The sequence below is a fragment of the Lactobacillus sp. M0393 genome (genome assembly GCF_016102025.1).
GTDB classification, from domain to species: domain Bacteria; phylum Bacillota; class Bacilli; order Lactobacillales; family Lactobacillaceae; genus Lactobacillus; species Lactobacillus melliventris.
The window spans coordinates 138,751-156,531 of the sequence record NZ_JACFPK010000004.1 but is presented as its reverse complement, the minus strand read 5'-3'; the positions used below and the strand labels follow the sequence as shown (position 1 = coordinate 156,531).

The 17,781-nt window shown below is 36.7% G+C and carries 18 protein-coding genes and 1 other annotated feature; of the genes, 15 read left to right on the top strand and 3 right to left on the bottom strand.

Annotated elements, in window-relative coordinates; genetic code table 11:
- Positions 1-55: 55 nt before the first annotated feature.
- Positions 56-1,021 carry a membrane protein insertase YidC gene (yidC, locus tag H3R29_RS04400; RefSeq protein ID WP_122037759.1) on the bottom strand — a complete coding sequence of 322 codons (966 nt, stop codon included), beginning with the start codon at positions 1,019-1,021 and terminating at the stop codon, positions 56-58.
- Positions 1,022-1,055: 34 nt separating this feature from the next.
- Positions 1,056-1,388 carry an acylphosphatase gene (locus tag H3R29_RS04395; RefSeq protein ID WP_122037758.1) on the bottom strand — a complete coding sequence of 111 codons (333 nt, stop codon included), beginning with the start codon at positions 1,386-1,388 and terminating at the stop codon, positions 1,056-1,058.
- A gap of 91 nt (positions 1,389-1,479) precedes the next feature.
- Between H3R29_RS04395 and H3R29_RS04390 the strand changes: the two genes are divergently transcribed.
- From H3R29_RS04390 to greA, 5 genes are all read left to right on the top strand, one after another.
- Positions 1,480-2,250, top strand: a complete 771-nt coding sequence (locus tag H3R29_RS04390; RefSeq protein WP_198202119.1) for an RNA methyltransferase — start codon at positions 1,480-1,482, stop codon at positions 2,248-2,250.
- Positions 2,251-2,328: 78 nt separating this feature from the next.
- Positions 2,329-2,679 carry a helix-turn-helix domain-containing protein gene (locus H3R29_RS04385; protein WP_046325103.1) on the top strand — a complete coding sequence of 117 codons (351 nt, stop codon included), beginning with the start codon at positions 2,329-2,331 and terminating at the stop codon, positions 2,677-2,679.
- Between the two features lie 48 nt (positions 2,680-2,727).
- Positions 2,728-2,932: a binding site (T-box leader), on the top strand.
- Positions 2,933-2,972: 40 nt separating this feature from the next.
- The gene (gene pheS, locus H3R29_RS04380; RefSeq protein WP_187157461.1) at positions 2,973-4,022 is read left to right on the top strand and encodes a phenylalanine--tRNA ligase subunit alpha; all 1,050 of its coding nucleotides are present in this window, start codon (positions 2,973-2,975) and stop codon (positions 4,020-4,022) included.
- Entirely contained in the window at positions 4,022-6,439 is a 2,418-nt protein-coding gene (gene pheT, locus H3R29_RS04375) for a phenylalanine--tRNA ligase subunit beta (protein WP_198202120.1), read from the top strand. The genes pheS and pheT overlap by 1 nt, the downstream gene beginning before the upstream one ends.
- 77 nt (positions 6,440-6,516) lie before the next feature.
- Complete coding sequence (greA, locus tag H3R29_RS04370; RefSeq protein ID WP_046325100.1) at positions 6,517-6,996, top strand: transcription elongation factor GreA; 480 nt, start codon at positions 6,517-6,519, stop codon at positions 6,994-6,996.
- 108 nt (positions 6,997-7,104) lie between these two features.
- Here the strand turns inward: greA and H3R29_RS04365 are convergent, their stop codons facing one another.
- On the bottom strand, positions 7,105-8,019 hold the full coding sequence (locus tag H3R29_RS04365; protein WP_110446266.1) for an N-acetylglucosamine kinase: 915 nt from the start codon (positions 8,017-8,019) through the stop codon (positions 7,105-7,107).
- A gap of 284 nt (positions 8,020-8,303) precedes the next feature.
- Between H3R29_RS04365 and H3R29_RS04360 the strand changes: the two genes are divergently transcribed.
- The 10 genes from H3R29_RS04360 to H3R29_RS04315 all read left to right on the top strand — a co-directional run bounded on the left by H3R29_RS04360 (position 8,304) and on the right by H3R29_RS04315 (position 17,736).
- A complete protein-coding gene (locus H3R29_RS04360; RefSeq protein WP_232352223.1) occupies positions 8,304-10,331 on the top strand; it encodes a penicillin-binding protein 2 in 2,028 nt (675 codons plus the stop codon).
- 82 nt (positions 10,332-10,413) lie between these two features.
- Positions 10,414-10,563, top strand: a complete 150-nt coding sequence (rpmG, locus tag H3R29_RS04355) for a 50S ribosomal protein L33 (protein ID WP_081945351.1) — start codon at positions 10,414-10,416, stop codon at positions 10,561-10,563.
- A gap of 53 nt (positions 10,564-10,616) precedes the next feature.
- Positions 10,617-11,189 (top strand): 5-formyltetrahydrofolate cyclo-ligase, encoded by a 573-nt coding sequence (locus H3R29_RS04350; protein ID WP_110446264.1) that lies wholly within the window; start codon positions 10,617-10,619, stop codon positions 11,187-11,189.
- Between the two features lie 11 nt (positions 11,190-11,200).
- On the top strand, positions 11,201-11,881 hold the full coding sequence (locus H3R29_RS04345) for a rhomboid family intramembrane serine protease (RefSeq protein WP_198202122.1): 681 nt from the start codon (positions 11,201-11,203) through the stop codon (positions 11,879-11,881).
- Positions 11,881-12,099 (top strand): YqgQ family protein, encoded by a 219-nt coding sequence (locus tag H3R29_RS04340; RefSeq protein WP_046325095.1) that lies wholly within the window; start codon positions 11,881-11,883, stop codon positions 12,097-12,099. The genes H3R29_RS04345 and H3R29_RS04340 overlap by 1 nt, the downstream gene beginning before the upstream one ends.
- A 50-nt stretch (positions 12,100-12,149) precedes the next feature.
- On the top strand, positions 12,150-12,554 hold the full coding sequence (locus tag H3R29_RS04335; RefSeq protein WP_046325094.1) for a rhodanese-like domain-containing protein: 405 nt from the start codon (positions 12,150-12,152) through the stop codon (positions 12,552-12,554).
- Positions 12,555-12,623: 69 nt separating this feature from the next.
- Complete coding sequence (miaA, locus tag H3R29_RS04330; RefSeq protein ID WP_198202123.1) at positions 12,624-13,544, top strand: tRNA (adenosine(37)-N6)-dimethylallyltransferase MiaA; 921 nt, start codon at positions 12,624-12,626, stop codon at positions 13,542-13,544.
- Positions 13,537-14,790 (top strand): methionine gamma-lyase family protein, encoded by a 1,254-nt coding sequence (locus H3R29_RS04325; protein ID WP_198202124.1) that lies wholly within the window; start codon positions 13,537-13,539, stop codon positions 14,788-14,790. Before miaA ends, H3R29_RS04325 begins: the two co-directional genes overlap by 8 nt.
- A gap of 169 nt (positions 14,791-14,959) precedes the next feature.
- Positions 14,960-16,297: a type I glutamate--ammonia ligase gene (gene glnA / locus H3R29_RS04320; protein WP_198202125.1), complete on the top strand. Its 1,338-nt coding sequence runs from the start codon at positions 14,960-14,962 to the stop codon at positions 16,295-16,297.
- 254 nt (positions 16,298-16,551) lie between these two features.
- A complete protein-coding gene (locus H3R29_RS04315; RefSeq protein WP_198202126.1) occupies positions 16,552-17,736 on the top strand; it encodes an MFS transporter in 1,185 nt (394 codons plus the stop codon).
- Positions 17,737-17,781: the final 45 nt, after the last annotated feature.

Here is a 17,781-nt window from a genome sequence, read left to right as displayed (position 1 = left end):
TTGTCGAGTTACAAACATACCATGACATCTACAGGTCTTTTTTGCTATTTATCAGTTAAGGTCGTTTTTGTTGCTTACCTTTGTTACGATTACGTAAGGATTCATGCAATTCTTTGGTTTCTTCAGTTTGCACTGGAGAACTTACTTGTGAATTAAGCAATTCATTAACTTTTTCTTTAGTCACTACTTCAGTAATAGGTTCCCGCTTTAATTCTTCATCTACTTCTTTTTTAACTTTTGGCGTGATGATATATGTTACCAGCAATTGCTGAATAATAGAGAAAAAGTTGCCGGCAGCCCAATAGAGGGCAACGGAACCTGAAACGGAAAGACAGATAAAGAGTGTCATAATAGGGTTCATGAGCATCATTGACTGCATCTGCTTCTTTTGTTCTTGGGGAATTCCCACCAATGAAAGATATCCTTGTGCAAAAGCAAAAATTGTAGCAAAAATCGTAACTGAAATTGATCTGCTACTTAAGGAGATACCGAAAAATGACGAACTAGCCAAGCTCTTGGAATACATTACAGCATCATAAATACCAATCATAATAGGGAACTGGATAATCAGTGGCAAACAACCCATCCCACCGGTCAGAGATAAATGGTTTTTAGAGTAGAGTTCTCGCTGCCAACCTGCCAAGGTCATTTGTTGATCCTGATTCAGATCCTTACGTTTCATAGTATCCTGAATTAATTTCATCTGCGGTTGTAAACGAGACATTTTCTCTTGTTGTGTAGTTGATTTCTTTTGTTGATTAAGCATTAGAGGCAAAAGAATCATTCTAACTACAAGGGTCATTAAGATAATAGCCCAGCCAGCTCCATTTGCTCCACCTATGATATTGGAAAAGTAGAGCATGATATTTTGCATAGGCTTGCCGATAAACTTATAAATTGACCCATATATAAAGCCCGTCGGTGGCTTATTAGCTCCGCCACTCTGTGCACAAGCAGTGACAATTAGCATGACTGCCAAACAAATAGCAATTAATCCGATATATTTACGAAATTTTTTCATTCAACTCACCCAATTATTATTTTTTTGCCAATAACTAATATAATACATGAAAACCAGTTATTTTGCCCACTTTTATCAGTTTTTCTTTCTTGATAGTTGAAATTCGGGCAAATTGCGAAATATTTTTGGGTAATTCAGAGCAAAACTGATTGACTCTGTCCAGTTCAGCTTGTAAAGTAATTGTGACTGTTTCATCGCTGTTATTGCGCACGTTTCCATCTAATCCCATCTTTTTAGCAAGGTTTAAAACGCTCCAGCGAAAGCCAACTCCTTGAACGATGCCTGAGATAGTTAATTGCCAGGTTTCTCTTGCTTCATTGGTCGGATTGCTTTCTCTTTTAATTTTATGTTTGTTAAAAAATCCCATAATAATCCTTCCTATACTGCTTCCTTGATTTTAACATTTTAGCAGCTTCAAATTAAAAAATATATTGATAAAAACGAAAGAAGATTTCCAGATGCTAGAACAAATAAGTTCGGTAAACAATAATTTAATAAAAGATTTATCTAAATTAAAACAAAAAAAGTATCGCCAGAAAAACAATTTATACTTAATTGAAGGTTTTCACCTAATTGAAGAAGCACTCAAAGCAGGAGAAAAATACCTTTATCTGCTAGGAAGTGCTGCGGCAATCACTAAAATTAAAGAAAATTTTCCTGAAGTAATAACCAGTAAGAAAACTTTTATCATAAATTCGGCTATTGCTCATCACCTTTCTAGTACCAAAAATTCGCAGGATATTTTTATGGTCTTAAAAATTGCCCAACCTCATGACTATCAGGTTAATTTTGGCAAGTGGGTTCTTTTAGACCATTTGGCTGATCCTGGTAATGTAGGTACCATTATCAGGACGGCAGATGCTGCTGGCTTTGATGGTGTTGTTTTTTCTCCTGCAAGTGTTGATATCTACAATCCTAAAACTCAAAGGGCAATGCAAGGAAGTCAGTTTCATGTTAAATTAATTATGCAGGATCTAACAGAGGTTATTAAAGAAATGCAAGATAATTCGATACCTGTATATTCTAGTATGCTGGATAAAAATGCTAAGCAATTGTCTCAGTTTAATAAGGTGCCCCAATTAGGTTTGGTTATTGGCAACGAAGCTCATGGTGTTACTTCAGAAATAGCAGAAATGAGTGATGAAAAGTTATATATTCCTATTAAGGGCAAAGCTGAATCTTTAAATGCAGCCGTAGCTGCGGGTATTATAATCTATTATTTTGCTTAACTGCTAACACTTGTTTTTAGTAAGTATATTTAATATAATAAAAGACAAAGTTAAGCTTTCCTGTGGGAGGACGATATCATGACTCAAGGTATTAAGGACAAACGCTGTGCGGATTGTGGTGCTCCTAATTACGAATACTGCGAACATTTTATTAACGCATTCAAAATTATTGGCAAAAAGTGGAATGGACTAATCATTAGTTCTTTATGTGCTGGTGATTATATGCGCTTTAAAGACTTGGCTCAATGTGTATTGCCTTGCTCTGATCGTGTTTTGGTTGAAAGACTGAAGGAGCTGGAAAAGGAAAATATTGTTAATCGCTCCGTTGATAGCAAAACAAAGATTATCTCTTATAGTCTGACCAAGAAAGGGGCAGAGTTAAAACCTGTTTTCGATCAGATTCATGGTTGGGCTGATAAATGGGTTTAATTTCGCATATTCGCTTGCATGTTTTTCCAAAAAGTTATATTCTATTAACTAATTACAAAGAGTAAGACTAGTAGCAGCAATCATTTAGTCAGAGAAACTTTTTTATTGAGCTGAAAGAAAAGTTTAAACGGAACTGTGAATTTCATCTTACTAGTAGAATCTAATCCATTCCGGTATTCACCGTTAGCGAAATTGAAAGTGTGGACATTTTTGTGTCCAAACTAGGGTGGTACCGCGAAGCTTCGTCCCTTTTGGGATGAAGCTTTTTTGTTTGATTTGAAAGGAAAATTTTTATGGACTTGTTTGACAGGTTAAAAGAGCTGCGTGAAAAAGGTCTGGTAGAGATCGATAAGGCTAAGAACGAGGAAATGTTAAATGATGTTCGCGTTAAATTAACTGGTCGCAAAAGTGAATTAACTGAAATCCTCCATTCAATGAAAGATATTGATCCCAGTGATAGACGTGAAGTAGGACAACGTGTTAATAAATTACGTGATCTTTTTAACAGCAAGCTGGATGATGCTAAAACAGAGATAGTTGAGGCATTAGTAGAAGAGCAGTTAAACAAAGAAAAAATAGACGTTACGTTACCCGGACGGGAAATGCACCTTGGTATTAAGCACCCAATTAATATTATTTTGGATGACCTGGAAAAATACTTTATTGGTATGGGTTATGAAGTTGTGCAGGGACCTGAAATAGAAACTGACCACTACTGCTTCGAAATGATGAATTTGCCTAAAGACCATCCGGCAAGAGACATGCAGGAAACTTTCTACATTGATTCTGATAACTTATTGCGCTCTCAAACTTCAGGTGACCAAGCACGCGTTTTAGAAAAACATGATTTCACTAAAGGACCGCTTAAAATGGTTGGACCCGGAAAAGTTTATCGTCGCGATGATGATGATGCCACTCACTCACACCAATTTATGCAAATGGAAGGTTTAGTAGTGGACAAAAACATTACGATGGGCGATTTAAAGGGAACTCTAGAACTAATGGCCAAGCATGTTTTTGGTCAAGATCGCGAAACCCGCCTTCGTCCTAGTTATTTTCCTTTTACTGAACCTTCTGTAGAAATGGACGTTTCCTGCTTCAATTGCAATGGCGAGGGCTGTTCTATTTGTAAATATACAGGGTGGATTGAAGTTTTAGGTGCCGGAATGGTTCACCCTAACGTGATAGAAAATGCTGGAATTGATTCCGATGTATATGGCGGTTTTGCTTTTGGTGTAGGATTGGATCGTTTCGCTATTCTTAAATATGGTATTGATGACATTCGTGATTTTTACACAAATGATGTCCGTTTCTTAGAACAATTCAGTAGGGAGGAAAGATAATGCTAGTTTCATACAATTGGCTAAAGGATTTTATTAAGTTGGACCAGGATCCTAATGATTTGGCTGAAAAAATAACTCGGACAGGTGTTGAAGTAGCAGAAGTTAAACACCCTGAAGATGGTATGAAGAAGTTGGTAGTGGGTCATATTATTGACTGCAAACCAATTTCTGGTACGCACTTAAATTTAACTCACGTTGATGTAGGAGAAGCAGAACCATACCAAATTGTTTGCGGAGCTCCTAATGTGGCTGCCGGAGAAGATGTTGTGGTAGCTTTACCGGGAGCTAGAATTGCCGATAATGTTAAAATCAAGAAAACTAAATTGCGGGGCAATGAATCAAACGGTATGATTTGTGGCTTACAAGAAATAGGTTTTCCAGATAATTTGGTACCAGAAAAGTACACGGATGGTATCTATGTTTTTCCTCAAGATGCGGGAATAAAACCCGGAGATTCAGCTTTTGAACTACTGGGAATGGATGACTATATTTTTGACTTTGACATTACTCCTAACCGTGCGGATACATTGTCAATGGAAGGCTCGGCGTATGAAGTTGGCGCCATCACTGATGTACCGGTTAAAGTTGAAGACGTAGTTGTTAAAGAAGATGGCCCAAATTGGACCAACGATTTTACTGTCGATGTTGATTCCCAGCTTGCACCCAAATTTTACTTGCGCAAAATTAGTAATGTCAAAATTGCTGACAGCCCTCTATGGCTCCAAAGACGACTTTGGAATGCGGGAATAAGACCTATTAACAATGTGGTTGATGTGACCAACTATATTATGCTTTTAACCGGTCAACCGATGCATAGTTATGATGCGCGCGCTTTTAAAACAAACAAACTAGTAGTTAGAAAAGCTGCTAAAGATGAAAAACTAACTTTGTTAAATAACAAAGAAGTTGATCTTGATCCTAACGACATTGTCATCACCAATGGTGAAGATGTGGTAATGATGGCTGGGGTGATGGGAGGTCTTAATTCAGAAATTGAACCAGACACTACAGATGTATTGTTAGAATCTGCTATTTTTGATCCTACTTTAATTAGGAAAGCCGCTCTGCGCCATGCCAATAGAACAGAAGCCTCTAGTCGTTATGAAAAAGGCGTTAATTGGAATGCCACTACCAGGGCGTTAGATATGGCTGCGCTTCTTTTACGCAATGATGCTTCTGGGACAATTAATGAAGGCGTCATTACAGGCAGTTCTGAAAAACGTCAACCAACAAAAATTACTACAACAATCTCCTATATTAATAAAGTGTTGGGTACTGAGATCTCCTCTGCAGAAATTGCTGCCATTTTTGCCCGCTTGAATTTTAAAATTGAAATTAACGGTGACAATTTAGTTGTCGACGTACCCGCAAGGCGCTGGGATATTGCTATTCCTGCTGATCTGGTTGAGGAAGTAGGACGTTTATACGGCTATGATAATATTAAGTCTACCCAACCGGTCCTAGCAGAAACACATGGCGGCTATTCTAAAAAAGAAGAAACTATTAGACGTATTAAAAATGTAGTTCAAGGTCAAGGCTTAATTGAAGCTATTTCCTATTCATTAACCTCGCTTGAAAAAGCAATTGGCTTTTCCAAGGAACCTAAAAAGCCCGTTGAAGTCCAAATGCCTTTAAATTCCAATCGTTCAACTTTAAGACAAAACTTAATGACGGGTTTGGTCGATGCCGCGAGCTACAATATGGCACGTAAGCAAAATCAGTTAGCAATTTTTGAACAAGGACGTGTCTATGATTTTGAAAATAACAAATATAATGAGCATGAACATTTAGCTGCACTGTATAGCGGTAACGTTTATTTTGAAAACTGGCAGAATGATAATGAAAAAATTGATTTCTTTTATGTTAAAGGTCAATTGACTAATCTGTTCTTAGCTCTGGGAATTAATTTGAATGATGTTGAATACCGGGCTGAAGTAATCATGTACATGCATCCTACTAGAACAGCCGGCATTTACATTAAAAACAAATATGTGGGCATGATTGGTATGCTGGATCGTCCAGTGACCCAATCTAATAAGGCAATGAAAGATAGCGAAATTTACGGCTACGAATTGAATCTTGATGACATTATTCCGTTAATTCTTAATCCGCAGACTACAGCTCAAAGCGCTCCTAAGTTTCCTGCAGTTGAACGCGATCTGTCAATTTTAGTAGATAAAGAAGTAACCAATCAAGCTGTTGAGGATGTTATTAAAGCAAATGGTGGAAAATATCTCTATAACCTCCGTATTATTGATGTCTATCGCGGTTCTCACATTGCTGAAGATAAAAAGAGCTTTGCTTATCGTTTAACATTTCTCAATGAAAATGACACATTAACTGATGAAATCGTTAATAAAGCAATGAATTCTATTGATGCTAGCCTCGAAAAACAACTAAAAGTAGAAATACGTTAATTATTGACATTAAACGTTTAAGTGAATATCATAGACCAGTGCAAAAAGAATTTTAACTTTAAGGAGTACAAAGTTTTATGCCTGAAAAATCATATCCGATGACTGCTGAAGGTAAAGAAAAACTTGAAGCAGAATTAAAAAATTTAAAAGTAGTAAAGCGGCCAGAAGTAATTGAAAGAATCAAGGTTGCCCGTTCTTATGGCGATTTATCCGAAAACTCGGAATATGATGCAGCCAAAGACGAGCAAAGCCATCTTGAAGACCGCATTAGCGTTGTTGAAGACATGCTTAAGTACGCTCATGTTGTAGATGCTAATGCCAGTGATCCTGATGAAGTTGCTGTAGGTAAAACTGTTACCTATACTGAAGTTGGTGAAGATGAACCGGAGACATATACAATTGTTGGTAGTGACGAATCAGATCCAATGAATGGTAAGATTTCTAATGATTCACCGATTGCACAAGCAATTTTGGGTAAGAAAAAAGGTGAAACAGTAACTATTTCAACACCTGGTGGCAAATTTGATGTAGTAATCAATAAAGTTGAAGAAAAATAACTAGTTTGACAGAGTTATTTTAGCTAAGGCTTATAAAAACAAAAAGACCAGAACAGTTAGCCTTCCACAAGAGAAGCGGTAACCGTCCGGTCTTTTTTACTTTTAAATTTAATGACTAGTAAAGTAGCGGTAGTCCTTGCTTTTATCAAAGATAACACCACGAGCATTTTCACCGTTAGAAATTGAAAATTGGGCTTCTGGATATTTTTCATGAACTTTGTCTTCTAAGAAGTTACGCAACATTTGGTTATTGGCGAGTACAGAACCAGTCAGTGCAATTTTCATTGGCTTAGGTTCTTCATACCGGTCCATTCCGATTGTAATATCTCTTGCAAGCAGTTCAGCTTGCTCTTTTATTACAGCCGAAGCAAAAGGATCACCTTTATCAGCTAATTGTGCCACGCTCACAGCCATTGAGGCAAAATCAGAATTGCTGGTTTTATAAAACTTGGCAGTAGCATCATTTAAATTATCGACTTTAAACAGTTTATTAAACATGCCAATTAATTCGTTGTCTTCTCGTTTATCCCAACTAAGTAAAGCAGATTTTAAAGCACTTAGAGAGATAGCATAGCCTGAGCCTTCATCACCTAAAATGGAACCATAGCCACCCGTGGTGATAATGCTGCCATGCTGTAAGCCATTGAAAACGGAACCAGTACCAGCAATAACCAGACCACCATCTTCTCCTTCAAGGCCATTATAAAGAGCCAGGAGAGAGTCGGTAACTGCTCTGGTTGGCAGATTATCAACCTTGGCAGAGATTTCAGCGGCTACTTCTGGCGCGTGACCGATAACTGATAAACCAGCCATTCCACAGAGAATCCGTTGACAATCTCCATCAATTTCATCAACTAATTCGTTTATTGCTTTTGTGATGTTAGTAATGGCATTATTATAGTCCGTATTTACTTGTCCAGGACCGGCTTGAGCCTCTGCCAGTTTTTGCCCCTTTAAGTCATAAGCTATTGCTGTAGTATGCGTTCCTCCAGCATCAACTCCAATAAGATATTTAAGTGTCATAGTCTGATCTTCTTTCTATATTTTATCCCACTTTTATTTTATTACATTTAGAAAAAATACTGAAGATTTTTCGAAAAAGTATTTGTGTGCAGTTTTGGCTTTTCTGGTCAATAAGTATTCTATCTTAAAGTTTTTCCAAAACGTTACCATCTCAATAGATTTGTACTCTAGTTTTTGTTAAAATTACACTAGTTTAGTGAGGTTGAGGCTAAGTGAATTTTTTCAAGAAAAAACTGAAAACTAAAAATAATAATGCCAAAAAACAAGCTTCTACTCCAATCAGAATGAAGATAATTTTGGGTATCATTTTTGTTCTTTTTGCGGCTTTGATTGGACAGCTGGCTTATTTACAAATAGGTTATGGCTCACGCTTTAAAGCTGAAGTACAAAAATCTAATTCGGCTATAGTTTCCAGTCAAGTTCCCCGCGGTGTTATGTATGACAATAAAGGCCGTGTACTGGTAGGAAATAAGGCTAAAAATGCCATTACGTATACCAAAAGCGTTTCAACTACAACTGAGGATATCTATGCAATTTCCAACTCTCTTAGTCATTATATTTCTATCAAGGATGAGCAGCCGACTGAACAACAAGTAATTGATTATTATTTGGCAAATAAGGAAAATAGTGCAAAAGAATCTGCCAAAGTTCCTAAATCCGTCAGAGCTACTCAGGATGACAATTTAATTAATCAAAAAATCCAAGAACAGGTTACTGCAGAACACATTAAGCTGAATGCACGTGAGAAAACAGCAGCTTTAATTTATAATAAAATTTCTGGTGCTTATACTCTTTCTACAATCTATATTAAAAATAATCATTTAACAGATAAAGAAATTGCGCAGGTGGGTGAGCACCTTTCAGAGCTTCCTGGTGTGGGTATTGGAACTGACTGGCAAAGATCTTATCCTAATGGTTCGTCTATTCGCAGTATTATTGGTTCTGTATCAACAGAAAAAGCCGGCTTGCCTAGTGATAACTTACAATATTACTTAACAAATGGTTATTCGCGCAATGATCGGGTAGGCACATCGTATTTGGAAGAAAAATATGAACCCCTACTCAAAGGAACTAAATCAACCAGCAAAGTTTGGACTAAGAATTCAGGAGATATTGAACAGTCAAAAGCGGTTTATTCCGGGCAGGCTGGGGCAAGTTTAGTTTTGACCCTTGATGCTCAATATCAAAAACAGGTTCAAAGTTCATTAGAAAAAATCTATGCTTCTGCCATTGGGTCAGGTGCCGCTCACTATTCAAATGGTGCATATGCCATTGCTATGAATCCTAAAACTGGCGCAATTTTGGCTATGGCGGGAATCAGTCGTGACCCTAAGAAAAATAAAACTACCAATAATGCACTAGGCGTTATTAATCAATCGTTTGTCATGGGTTCGGCAGTTAAAGGCGCAATGGTAAGTGGCGGATTAATAAATAAAGTAATTACTCCTACCAATAATGTAATGCCTGATACCCCTGTTTATTTACCTAGTACGCCTGTCAAAAAGTCAGTATATCCAATTGGTACTTTTAGCGCTTTAGACGCTGAAACTGCCCTAGAAGTTTCCAGTAATATTTACATGATGCATTTGGCAATGAAATGGGTTAATGCGTCTTATGTTCCTAAAATAAAGATCACTATGCCTCAAACAGCCTTTGAAACTTTGCGCCATAATTTTAATATGTTTGGTTTGGGTCAAAAGACTGGAATTGATTTACCAGGGGAAATATCAGGTATTCAAGGTAGATCTTTCAACGATCAGGGATTAGTTCTTTCAGGTTCTGTACTTGACTTATCATATGGTAACTATGATGCTTATACACTTATCCAAATGGCACAATATGTTTCAACGATAGCCAATGGGGGCTATCGCATGCAGCCTTATGTGGTGCAGTCGGTTGGTAGAACCGCAAATAATGGCAAAAAAGTTTATATTGACTATAACAAAAAACCGCAGGTACAATTACGCATACCTTGGACTCAAGATGAGCTTAACATCATCAGGCAGGGCTTCTGGCGTGTTGTTCATGGTACAAATTCTTGGGGTACCGCTCATAAACTGAAAAAAGTAAAACCATCTATTTCGGGAAAATCGGGAACAGCCCAAACATTTTATTACGATCCTGATAATCCTAATCAGAAAAATCCACCAGAACTAGTCAATGCTACTTTTGTTGGTTATGCACCGTCAAATAACCCTGAAATTGCTACAGCTGTGATTTTTCCCGGGCTGGATCCCAAATTGGAAGGATCCTATACATTACAAATGACCAAAGCTATGGTACAGGACTACTTTAAATTACATAAAAAATAGAATTTTGTTAATATTACTGGTAATAATAATAGAAAAATGCTAAGATAATACAGTCAGAATAAAAGCGTAGGTGGTGAAAGAAATGGCAGATAACATCATTTTGGAATGCACCGAATGTGGCGATAGAAGTTACTTATCTAAGAAAAACAAGCGTAAGCATCCGGAACGTTTAAGTTTGAAGAAGTATTGCCCAGTAGAAAGACATACTACTCTTCATCGTGAAACTAAGTAATAAACTAATATAGTAGGAGCCTATGCTCCTGCTATTTTTTATATGGAAGAATCATGACAAAAAAAGAAATAAGACAACAACAAATTGAAAAGTTGAGCGAATTTGCTGAATCGGCAGAAAAAGATGCTGAAGATCAGGTTTTGCTTAAAAGTATTATGAACTCTGAGATCATTAGTAATTGTCAAAGCATTGGCATAACCTCCTCCTTGAGTTATGAAGTTGACACTTCAGGTTTGATTGCTCAGTTATGGGATCAAGGTAAGGACGTTTACTTAGCACGTGCAAATGATAATGCTGAACGTACTCAAGATTTTATCTATTATAGTTATATGACGAAATTAACCAAGTCAAAATTTGGTGTTGAAGAAGTAAATGAGCCGAATGCTCAAATCAACAATGATTTAGATTTGATTATTGTTCCTGGACTAGCCTTTGCATTGGATTCACATCAACGTTTGGGATTTGGCGGAGGTTACTATGACCGTTTTTTGTCAAAGCATCCTAATTCTAAAACGGTAGCTTTGGCCAATTCCCAGATGATTTTTAAGACAGCCTCCTGGAAAGTGGAAGCGACCGATATAGCTATTCAAACAATTATTACTCCGGAATCCATTCTAACGAATTAATTGAGGCTATAATGAATCAGCGACAAAACTTGAAAAGTTGTTACATAACCGTCAGTATATTAGCCGTCCTTTTACTAGTATTTTTAATTGAAACGGCCATTGGTGGTTCAGAAAATATTTATGTCCTCATGAAAATGGGAGCCATGAAGAATGATGCCGTGGTCATTGGTAATCAGTGGTGGCGTCTGTTTACTGCCCAATTTTTGCATATGGGAATTATGCATCTGGTTTCTAACGCGGTCATGATCTATTACCTTGGGATGTATATGGAAACCATTATTGGTCATTGGCGCTTTTTAATAATATACCTTCTTTCTGGTATAGGTGGTAACTTATTAAGCTTAGCCTGGGGCAGTGATAATGCTATTAGTGCCGGCGCTTCAACAGCCTTATTTGGATTATTTGGTGCTATGACCGCAATTGCTTTGCAAAATCGGTCCAATCCTATGTTGGTTTACCTTGGCAAACAATCATTTTGGCTGGCTTTAATTAATATAGTAATTGATTTGTTTGCACCTAATATTGATATACCTGGTCACATTGGCGGATTCGCTATGGGATTTTTAGTTGCAGTAATTCTGGGTGAAAAAACGTTAAGGCAATACTCAGTTAAAAAACGTGTTATCGCTCTTTGTTTACTAATTATTTATTGTGTAGCAACTGTCAGGATGGGCATGGTAATCAATTTATAATGAAAACTTTGTATGATGTGCAGCAACTTCTTGAAAAATATGGTATTTTTGTTCATGTAGGCAAAAGAATCTGGGACATTGAGTTGATGGCACTTGAACTTGACAACATTAATCATTCACACTTAATTGACCAGCATGATTATTTAGTCGCTAAATTAATATTGCGACGTGAATATGAGTATGAAGAACGCCACAATAAAGATAAGCATAAATATTAGATTGTTTATGTGCAGCAGTTTTTAAAATTTTAGTGGGAGAAATACAACTTATGTCATCTTTTTTACTTATTCTAGACGTAGTTTTAATTGTTATCATATTAGCTTTTGTGGCAGTTTGGCTATGGAATAAAATACAAACTAAACGCTTGGGTAATGGAGATTTAACCAACGAAGAATTTAATAAAGGAATGCGTAAAGCGCAAGTGGTAGATTTACGTGAAAAAGCTCCTTTTAAACGAAAACATATTGATGGAGCCAGAAACTTGCCTTACACAATGCTTAAATACCAATATACTGAATTGAGAGCAGATTTACCTGTTTATTTGTACTCCGACTCTTTATCAGTTACTTTACGTGCTGCCAGATTTTTACAAAAAAAGCATTTTTCTTCAATTAAATGGTTGAAGAATGGTTTTGATGAGTGGGATGGACGCACCAAGAAATCTAAATATTAAATAAAAAACATGTTTGTTGCACTGATCAAACGTGTTTTTTCTATGTTATTCATGAATGAGAATGTGATTATGCAAAAAGTTTTAGCTCTCGTCGGGCCGACAGCTATTGGTAAAACTGCTTTGGCAATTGAGCTTGCTCAGAAAATTAATGCTGAAATAATTTCAGGTGATTCCATGCAGGTCTACAGAGAGGTCGCAATTGGAACCGCTAAGGCAACTCCTACAGAACAAAAATTAGTACCACATTATTTGGTCGACACTCAAACAATTTTTAAACCTTATTCAGTAGTTGATTTTGTCACGCAAGCAGAAAAAGCTATTGAGCAAATAGTGCAGAAAAATAAAGTGCCTTTGTTGGTCGGTGGCACTGGCTTTTACGTTAATGCTTTGCTTAATAAAATGCAATTAGGTGAGCCGAGTAAAGAAAGTGCAGCTATATCAGATAAATGGCAGGACTACTTAAATAAAACTGATCAGGCGGAGCTTTGGCGAGAACTAAAAAAACGCGATCCAGTAGCTGCTCAAAAAATTCCGTTAAACAATTCACGTAGAGTTTTAAGAGCTTTAACGGTAATTGATCGTACAGGACATAAGTTTTCAGAACAACAGGATAAAATTGAACCGCGATACCAGTATTTTATTATTGGATTAAATTCTGCACGTCCAGAAATTTACTCTAGGATTAATAAACGTGTTGATCAAATGATGGACGAGGGCTTACTTGACGAGGCCCGTTTTGTCTATCAAAATCGTGACCAAGAATATACTATTTTACAGGCTATTGGCTATAAAGAATTTTTTCCTTATTTTGCTGGTCAGGATAAACTGGAAAATTGTATTAAAAATTTAAAAAAAGCTTCAAGAAGATATGCTAAAAGACAGCTGACATATTTTCACCACCAGTTACCGGTTTACTGGTTTGATCCTTTAGCTGATGCAAATTGTGTGCAAGAGATTTTACAGAAAGTTGAGGAATGGTTAAATGAATAATTGGCCAAAAGAATTACAAGAAATTGTAAGTGATATTGATAAAAAGATTGAGCCGCAGCTGGCAAAAATTGAGCAAAACATTCTTTTTAATCAAAATAAAGTTTTGCAGGCGTTTAAAGATAAAGCAGTAGCAGAATCGGATTTGATTGGCAGTACCGGTTATGGCTCCGATGACAGTGGACGAGATAAACTTGATCGTATTTATGCCCAAATTTTTCATACGGAAGATGCTTTAGTACGTTCACAGTTTGTTTCTGGTACCCACACTTTGGCTACAGCCATGGCTGGTAATTTATTGCCAGGTGATGAATTAACGTACTTAACCGGTATGCCTTATGACACTTTGCAACAAGTTATCGGAATTGCCGGTAATGGCAGAGGTAGTTTAAAAGCATATGGAGTAAAATTCTCTCACGTTGATTTATTACCTGATGGCAGCGTAGATTTTGTTTCAGCCCGCAAATTACTTGCAGATCATCAACCTAAAATGGTAGTCATCCAGCGTTCACGTGGTTATAATACTAGGCCTAGCTTCACTATCAGTAAGATTAAGCCGATGATTGCTATGATTAGGGAGGTTTCACCTAAGAGCATTATTTTTGTTGATAATTGTTATGGGGAATTTTCAGAAAAACATGAACCTACAGAATATGGTGCTGATTTAATGGCAGGCTCTTTAATCAAAAATGCTGGTGGTGGTTTAGCCAAAATTGGTGGTTATGTTGTTGGTAAACATGAGTTAATTGAAAACACAGCGGTCCGTCTTACAGCTGGTGGAATAGGTAGAGAAGAAGGTGCCAGCTTAAATAACAATTTGGATTATTTTGAAGGCTTGTTTATATCTCCGAGCGTTACTGGCAATGCCATTAAAGGTGCAATTTATGCGTCTGCACTTTTAGAAAAGATGGGCTTAGAAGTTTCTCCTAAATGGGATGAAGACAGAACCGACTTAATTCAGACTGTTATCTTTCATAATAAAGATAAAATGATTAGGTTCGCTAAAGCTTTACAGGAAAACTCGCCCATTAATTCATTTGTGGATCCGATACCAAGTAATGACACCGGTTATGAGGATCAGGTAATCATGGCAGATGGATCCTTCGTTGAGGGTGCCAGCATTGAATTTTCAGGAGATGGCCCAATCAGGCCACCATATGCTTTATATATGCAGGGTGGATTGACCTATGCCCATGTGAAAATAGCGATTACTAATGCAGTTAACGAATTATTTTTTCAAAACAAATAATAGATAATCATAAATGTAAAGTAAAACTTTGGTAAAGTTTTAATATTTTTTGTTAGACCACTTTACAATGATTTAATCATTTGCTAATCTTATATCTAGTTTTAAATGAGGAATATAATTCCAATTAAGACTATACCAATTATTGTATGATTTTTTTAGGTGGAGAAGCATGACAAAGAAAATTTCAGCAGACGACATCAGAAAAAGTGTAGCAGAGGAAGATGTCAGATTTATTAGACTAGCTTTTACAGATATTAACGGAACTCTTAAAGCGGTTGAAGTTCCAAATAGTCAGCTAGACAAAGTTTTAAGTAATGATGTCCGCTTTGATGGTTCTTCAATCGACGGATTTGTTCGTTTGGAAGAAAGTGATATGATATTATATCCTGATTTTTCCACTTGGTCCGTTTTACCTTGGGATGACAGCGCAGGTGGTAAAATTGGCTGTTTAACATGTTCAGTTCATACCACAGATGGTAAACCTTTTGCTGGAGATCCACGAAATAATCTCAAAAGAATCATTGGCCAGATGAAGGAAATGGGTTTTACGGCTTTTGACATTGGTTTTGAAGCGGAATTTCATTTACTTAAACTTGATCAAAACGGCAACTGGACTACAGAAGTTCCTGATCATGCATCATATTTTGATTTAACTTCAAATGATGAAAGTGCGAGCTGCCGTAGAGATATTGTTGAAACTTTAGAGAGTATTGGTTTTGAAGTAGAAGCTGCTCACCATGAAGTTGGAGACGGTCAGCAGGAAATTGACTTTAGGTTTGATGATGCTTTAACAACGGCTGATCGTGTTCAAACTTTTAAAATGATCGTACGAGAGATTGCCAAACGACATGGTTTGTTTGCGACATTTATGGCTAAGCCTTTACAAGGCCAAGCAGGAAATGGCATGCACACTAACATGTCATTATTTAAGGGTAATCAAAACGCCTTTTATGATGAAAACAACGAGTATCATTTATCAAAAACGGCTTTGTACTTCTTAAATGGTATTTTGGAACATGCTCGTGCAATTACAGCTGTCGGTAACCCCACTGTTAATTCTTATAAACGTTTAATTCCTGGTTTTGAGGCACCGGTATATATTTCTTGGGCTTCAAAGAATCGTTCACCAATGGTTCGAGTACCGGCTGCTGGTGAATTGAATACTCGTCTTGAAATGCGTTCAGCTGATCCTACTGCCAACCCATATTTGCTTTTGGCTGCTTGCTTAAGTGCTGGTATGGCAGGAATTAAGGAAGAAAAAATGCCGATGGAACCAATTACTTGCAACTTATTTACTTTAAGTGAAAAGCAACGTAATGAAATGGGGATTAAACCATTGCCTTCGACTTTGCATAATGCCCTTAAAGCATTTAAGAAAGACAAGTTAATTCAAGACGCTTTAGGAGAACATTTAACTCAAAGCTTTATTTATTCTAAAGAATTGGAATGGTCCCAATATACTCAAACGGTTTCTGACTGGGAAAGAAACCGTTATATGGGTTACTAAACTAACTTGCTCTAGTATAGAAACTATTTCTGAATCTGGGTAATAAATTAATTAAAGATCTTTATGTCAAGCTATGGTTAGCTTGGCATTTTTGTTTTGACAGTTTTTATAAGCAACCTGCTTAGCGGATGAATAAAAAAGCTAATAAACTAGCATTAAACGCAAAATAATATATTCATTATAAACTGTTGGAAAAATCAAATGAATTTAAGTGATAAAATAAATGAGTTAGGTTTTAAGTATAAGAGGTAAAAATGGTAAAAAGAAAAAGAATATATACTAAAGACGTAATATTAGTTATGGCAGCTTCGTTCTTTTTTATGTTTAGTACTATGTTTGTAAATCCTTTAATCAATGGTTACGCCAAAAGTTTAGGTGCTAGTAGTGCTTTTGCGGGGATAATTGTGGGAATTATGAGTATTGCTGCGATGTTTTTGCGCCCGATTGCTGGTAATTTAACGGATAGATTTTCCAAATATCGTTTATCCTTTGTTGGGGGAGTTTTAATTGTAGTCGGAGTAATTGGCTATGTGTTGGCGCCTACAAGCAGTTGGCTACTTCTTTTTCGTTTAATTAATGGTTCGGGCTACGTTCTTTGCACCGTTTGTATGACTACCTGGCTTGCTTTTTTGGTACCGCGTGCTCATGTCGGTCAAGCAATGGGATTTTACGGCTTGATGAATGCTCTGGCCATGGCTATCGCTCCAGCGTTAGCAATTAATATTTATCAAAAAACCGGGTATCGGTTAGCGATTATTGCTTCCGGCATTTCTGCCTGTTTGATGGTCATTATGATTCAGTTTGTAGGAAATAAAGCAAAACCGCAAAATATTAATAAATCTCAAACACAGAATTCATTACTGCACATTAAAATTATTCAAAAAAATGTATTGCCCATAGCAATGCTTACTACCTTATTTGCTTTTCCTTATTTCGCCACTCAGGCAGACCTTGTAACTTATGCTGAAGAGCAGCATCTTAATATAAATGTGGGCTCGTACTTTCTAATATATGCCGTAGTATTATTGCTTATTAGAATTACACTTAAAAATCTGTTTGATACTGTCAAATTCGGTACCTGGTTCTGGGTGAGTGTTGCAGCTACCTTGATATATCTTATTTTATTGGCCACAATGAAAAATAATTTTTTAATGAGTCTGGCGGCCGCTTTTATGGCAGTAGGATACGGTTTAATGTATTCTGTTTTGCAGTCAACTGCAATGCTTTTGGCACCAATTAGTGAGCAGGGCCTAGCAAGTAGTACATTTTACTTGGGTCTAGATATTGGTATGGCCTTTGGTCCGATAATCATGGGCTTTGTGAATGATTTGTTACCGGCTAAATATTTTTATTTGGTGCAATTAATCTTAGTACCATTTATGATATTGATCTATTTACATTACCGTACGCGTCTAAACAGTGCAATTAGGCATCATTAAGTTAAATTTTGAATAAAAAGAAACTGACTAAGCTTGTTTTTTGTG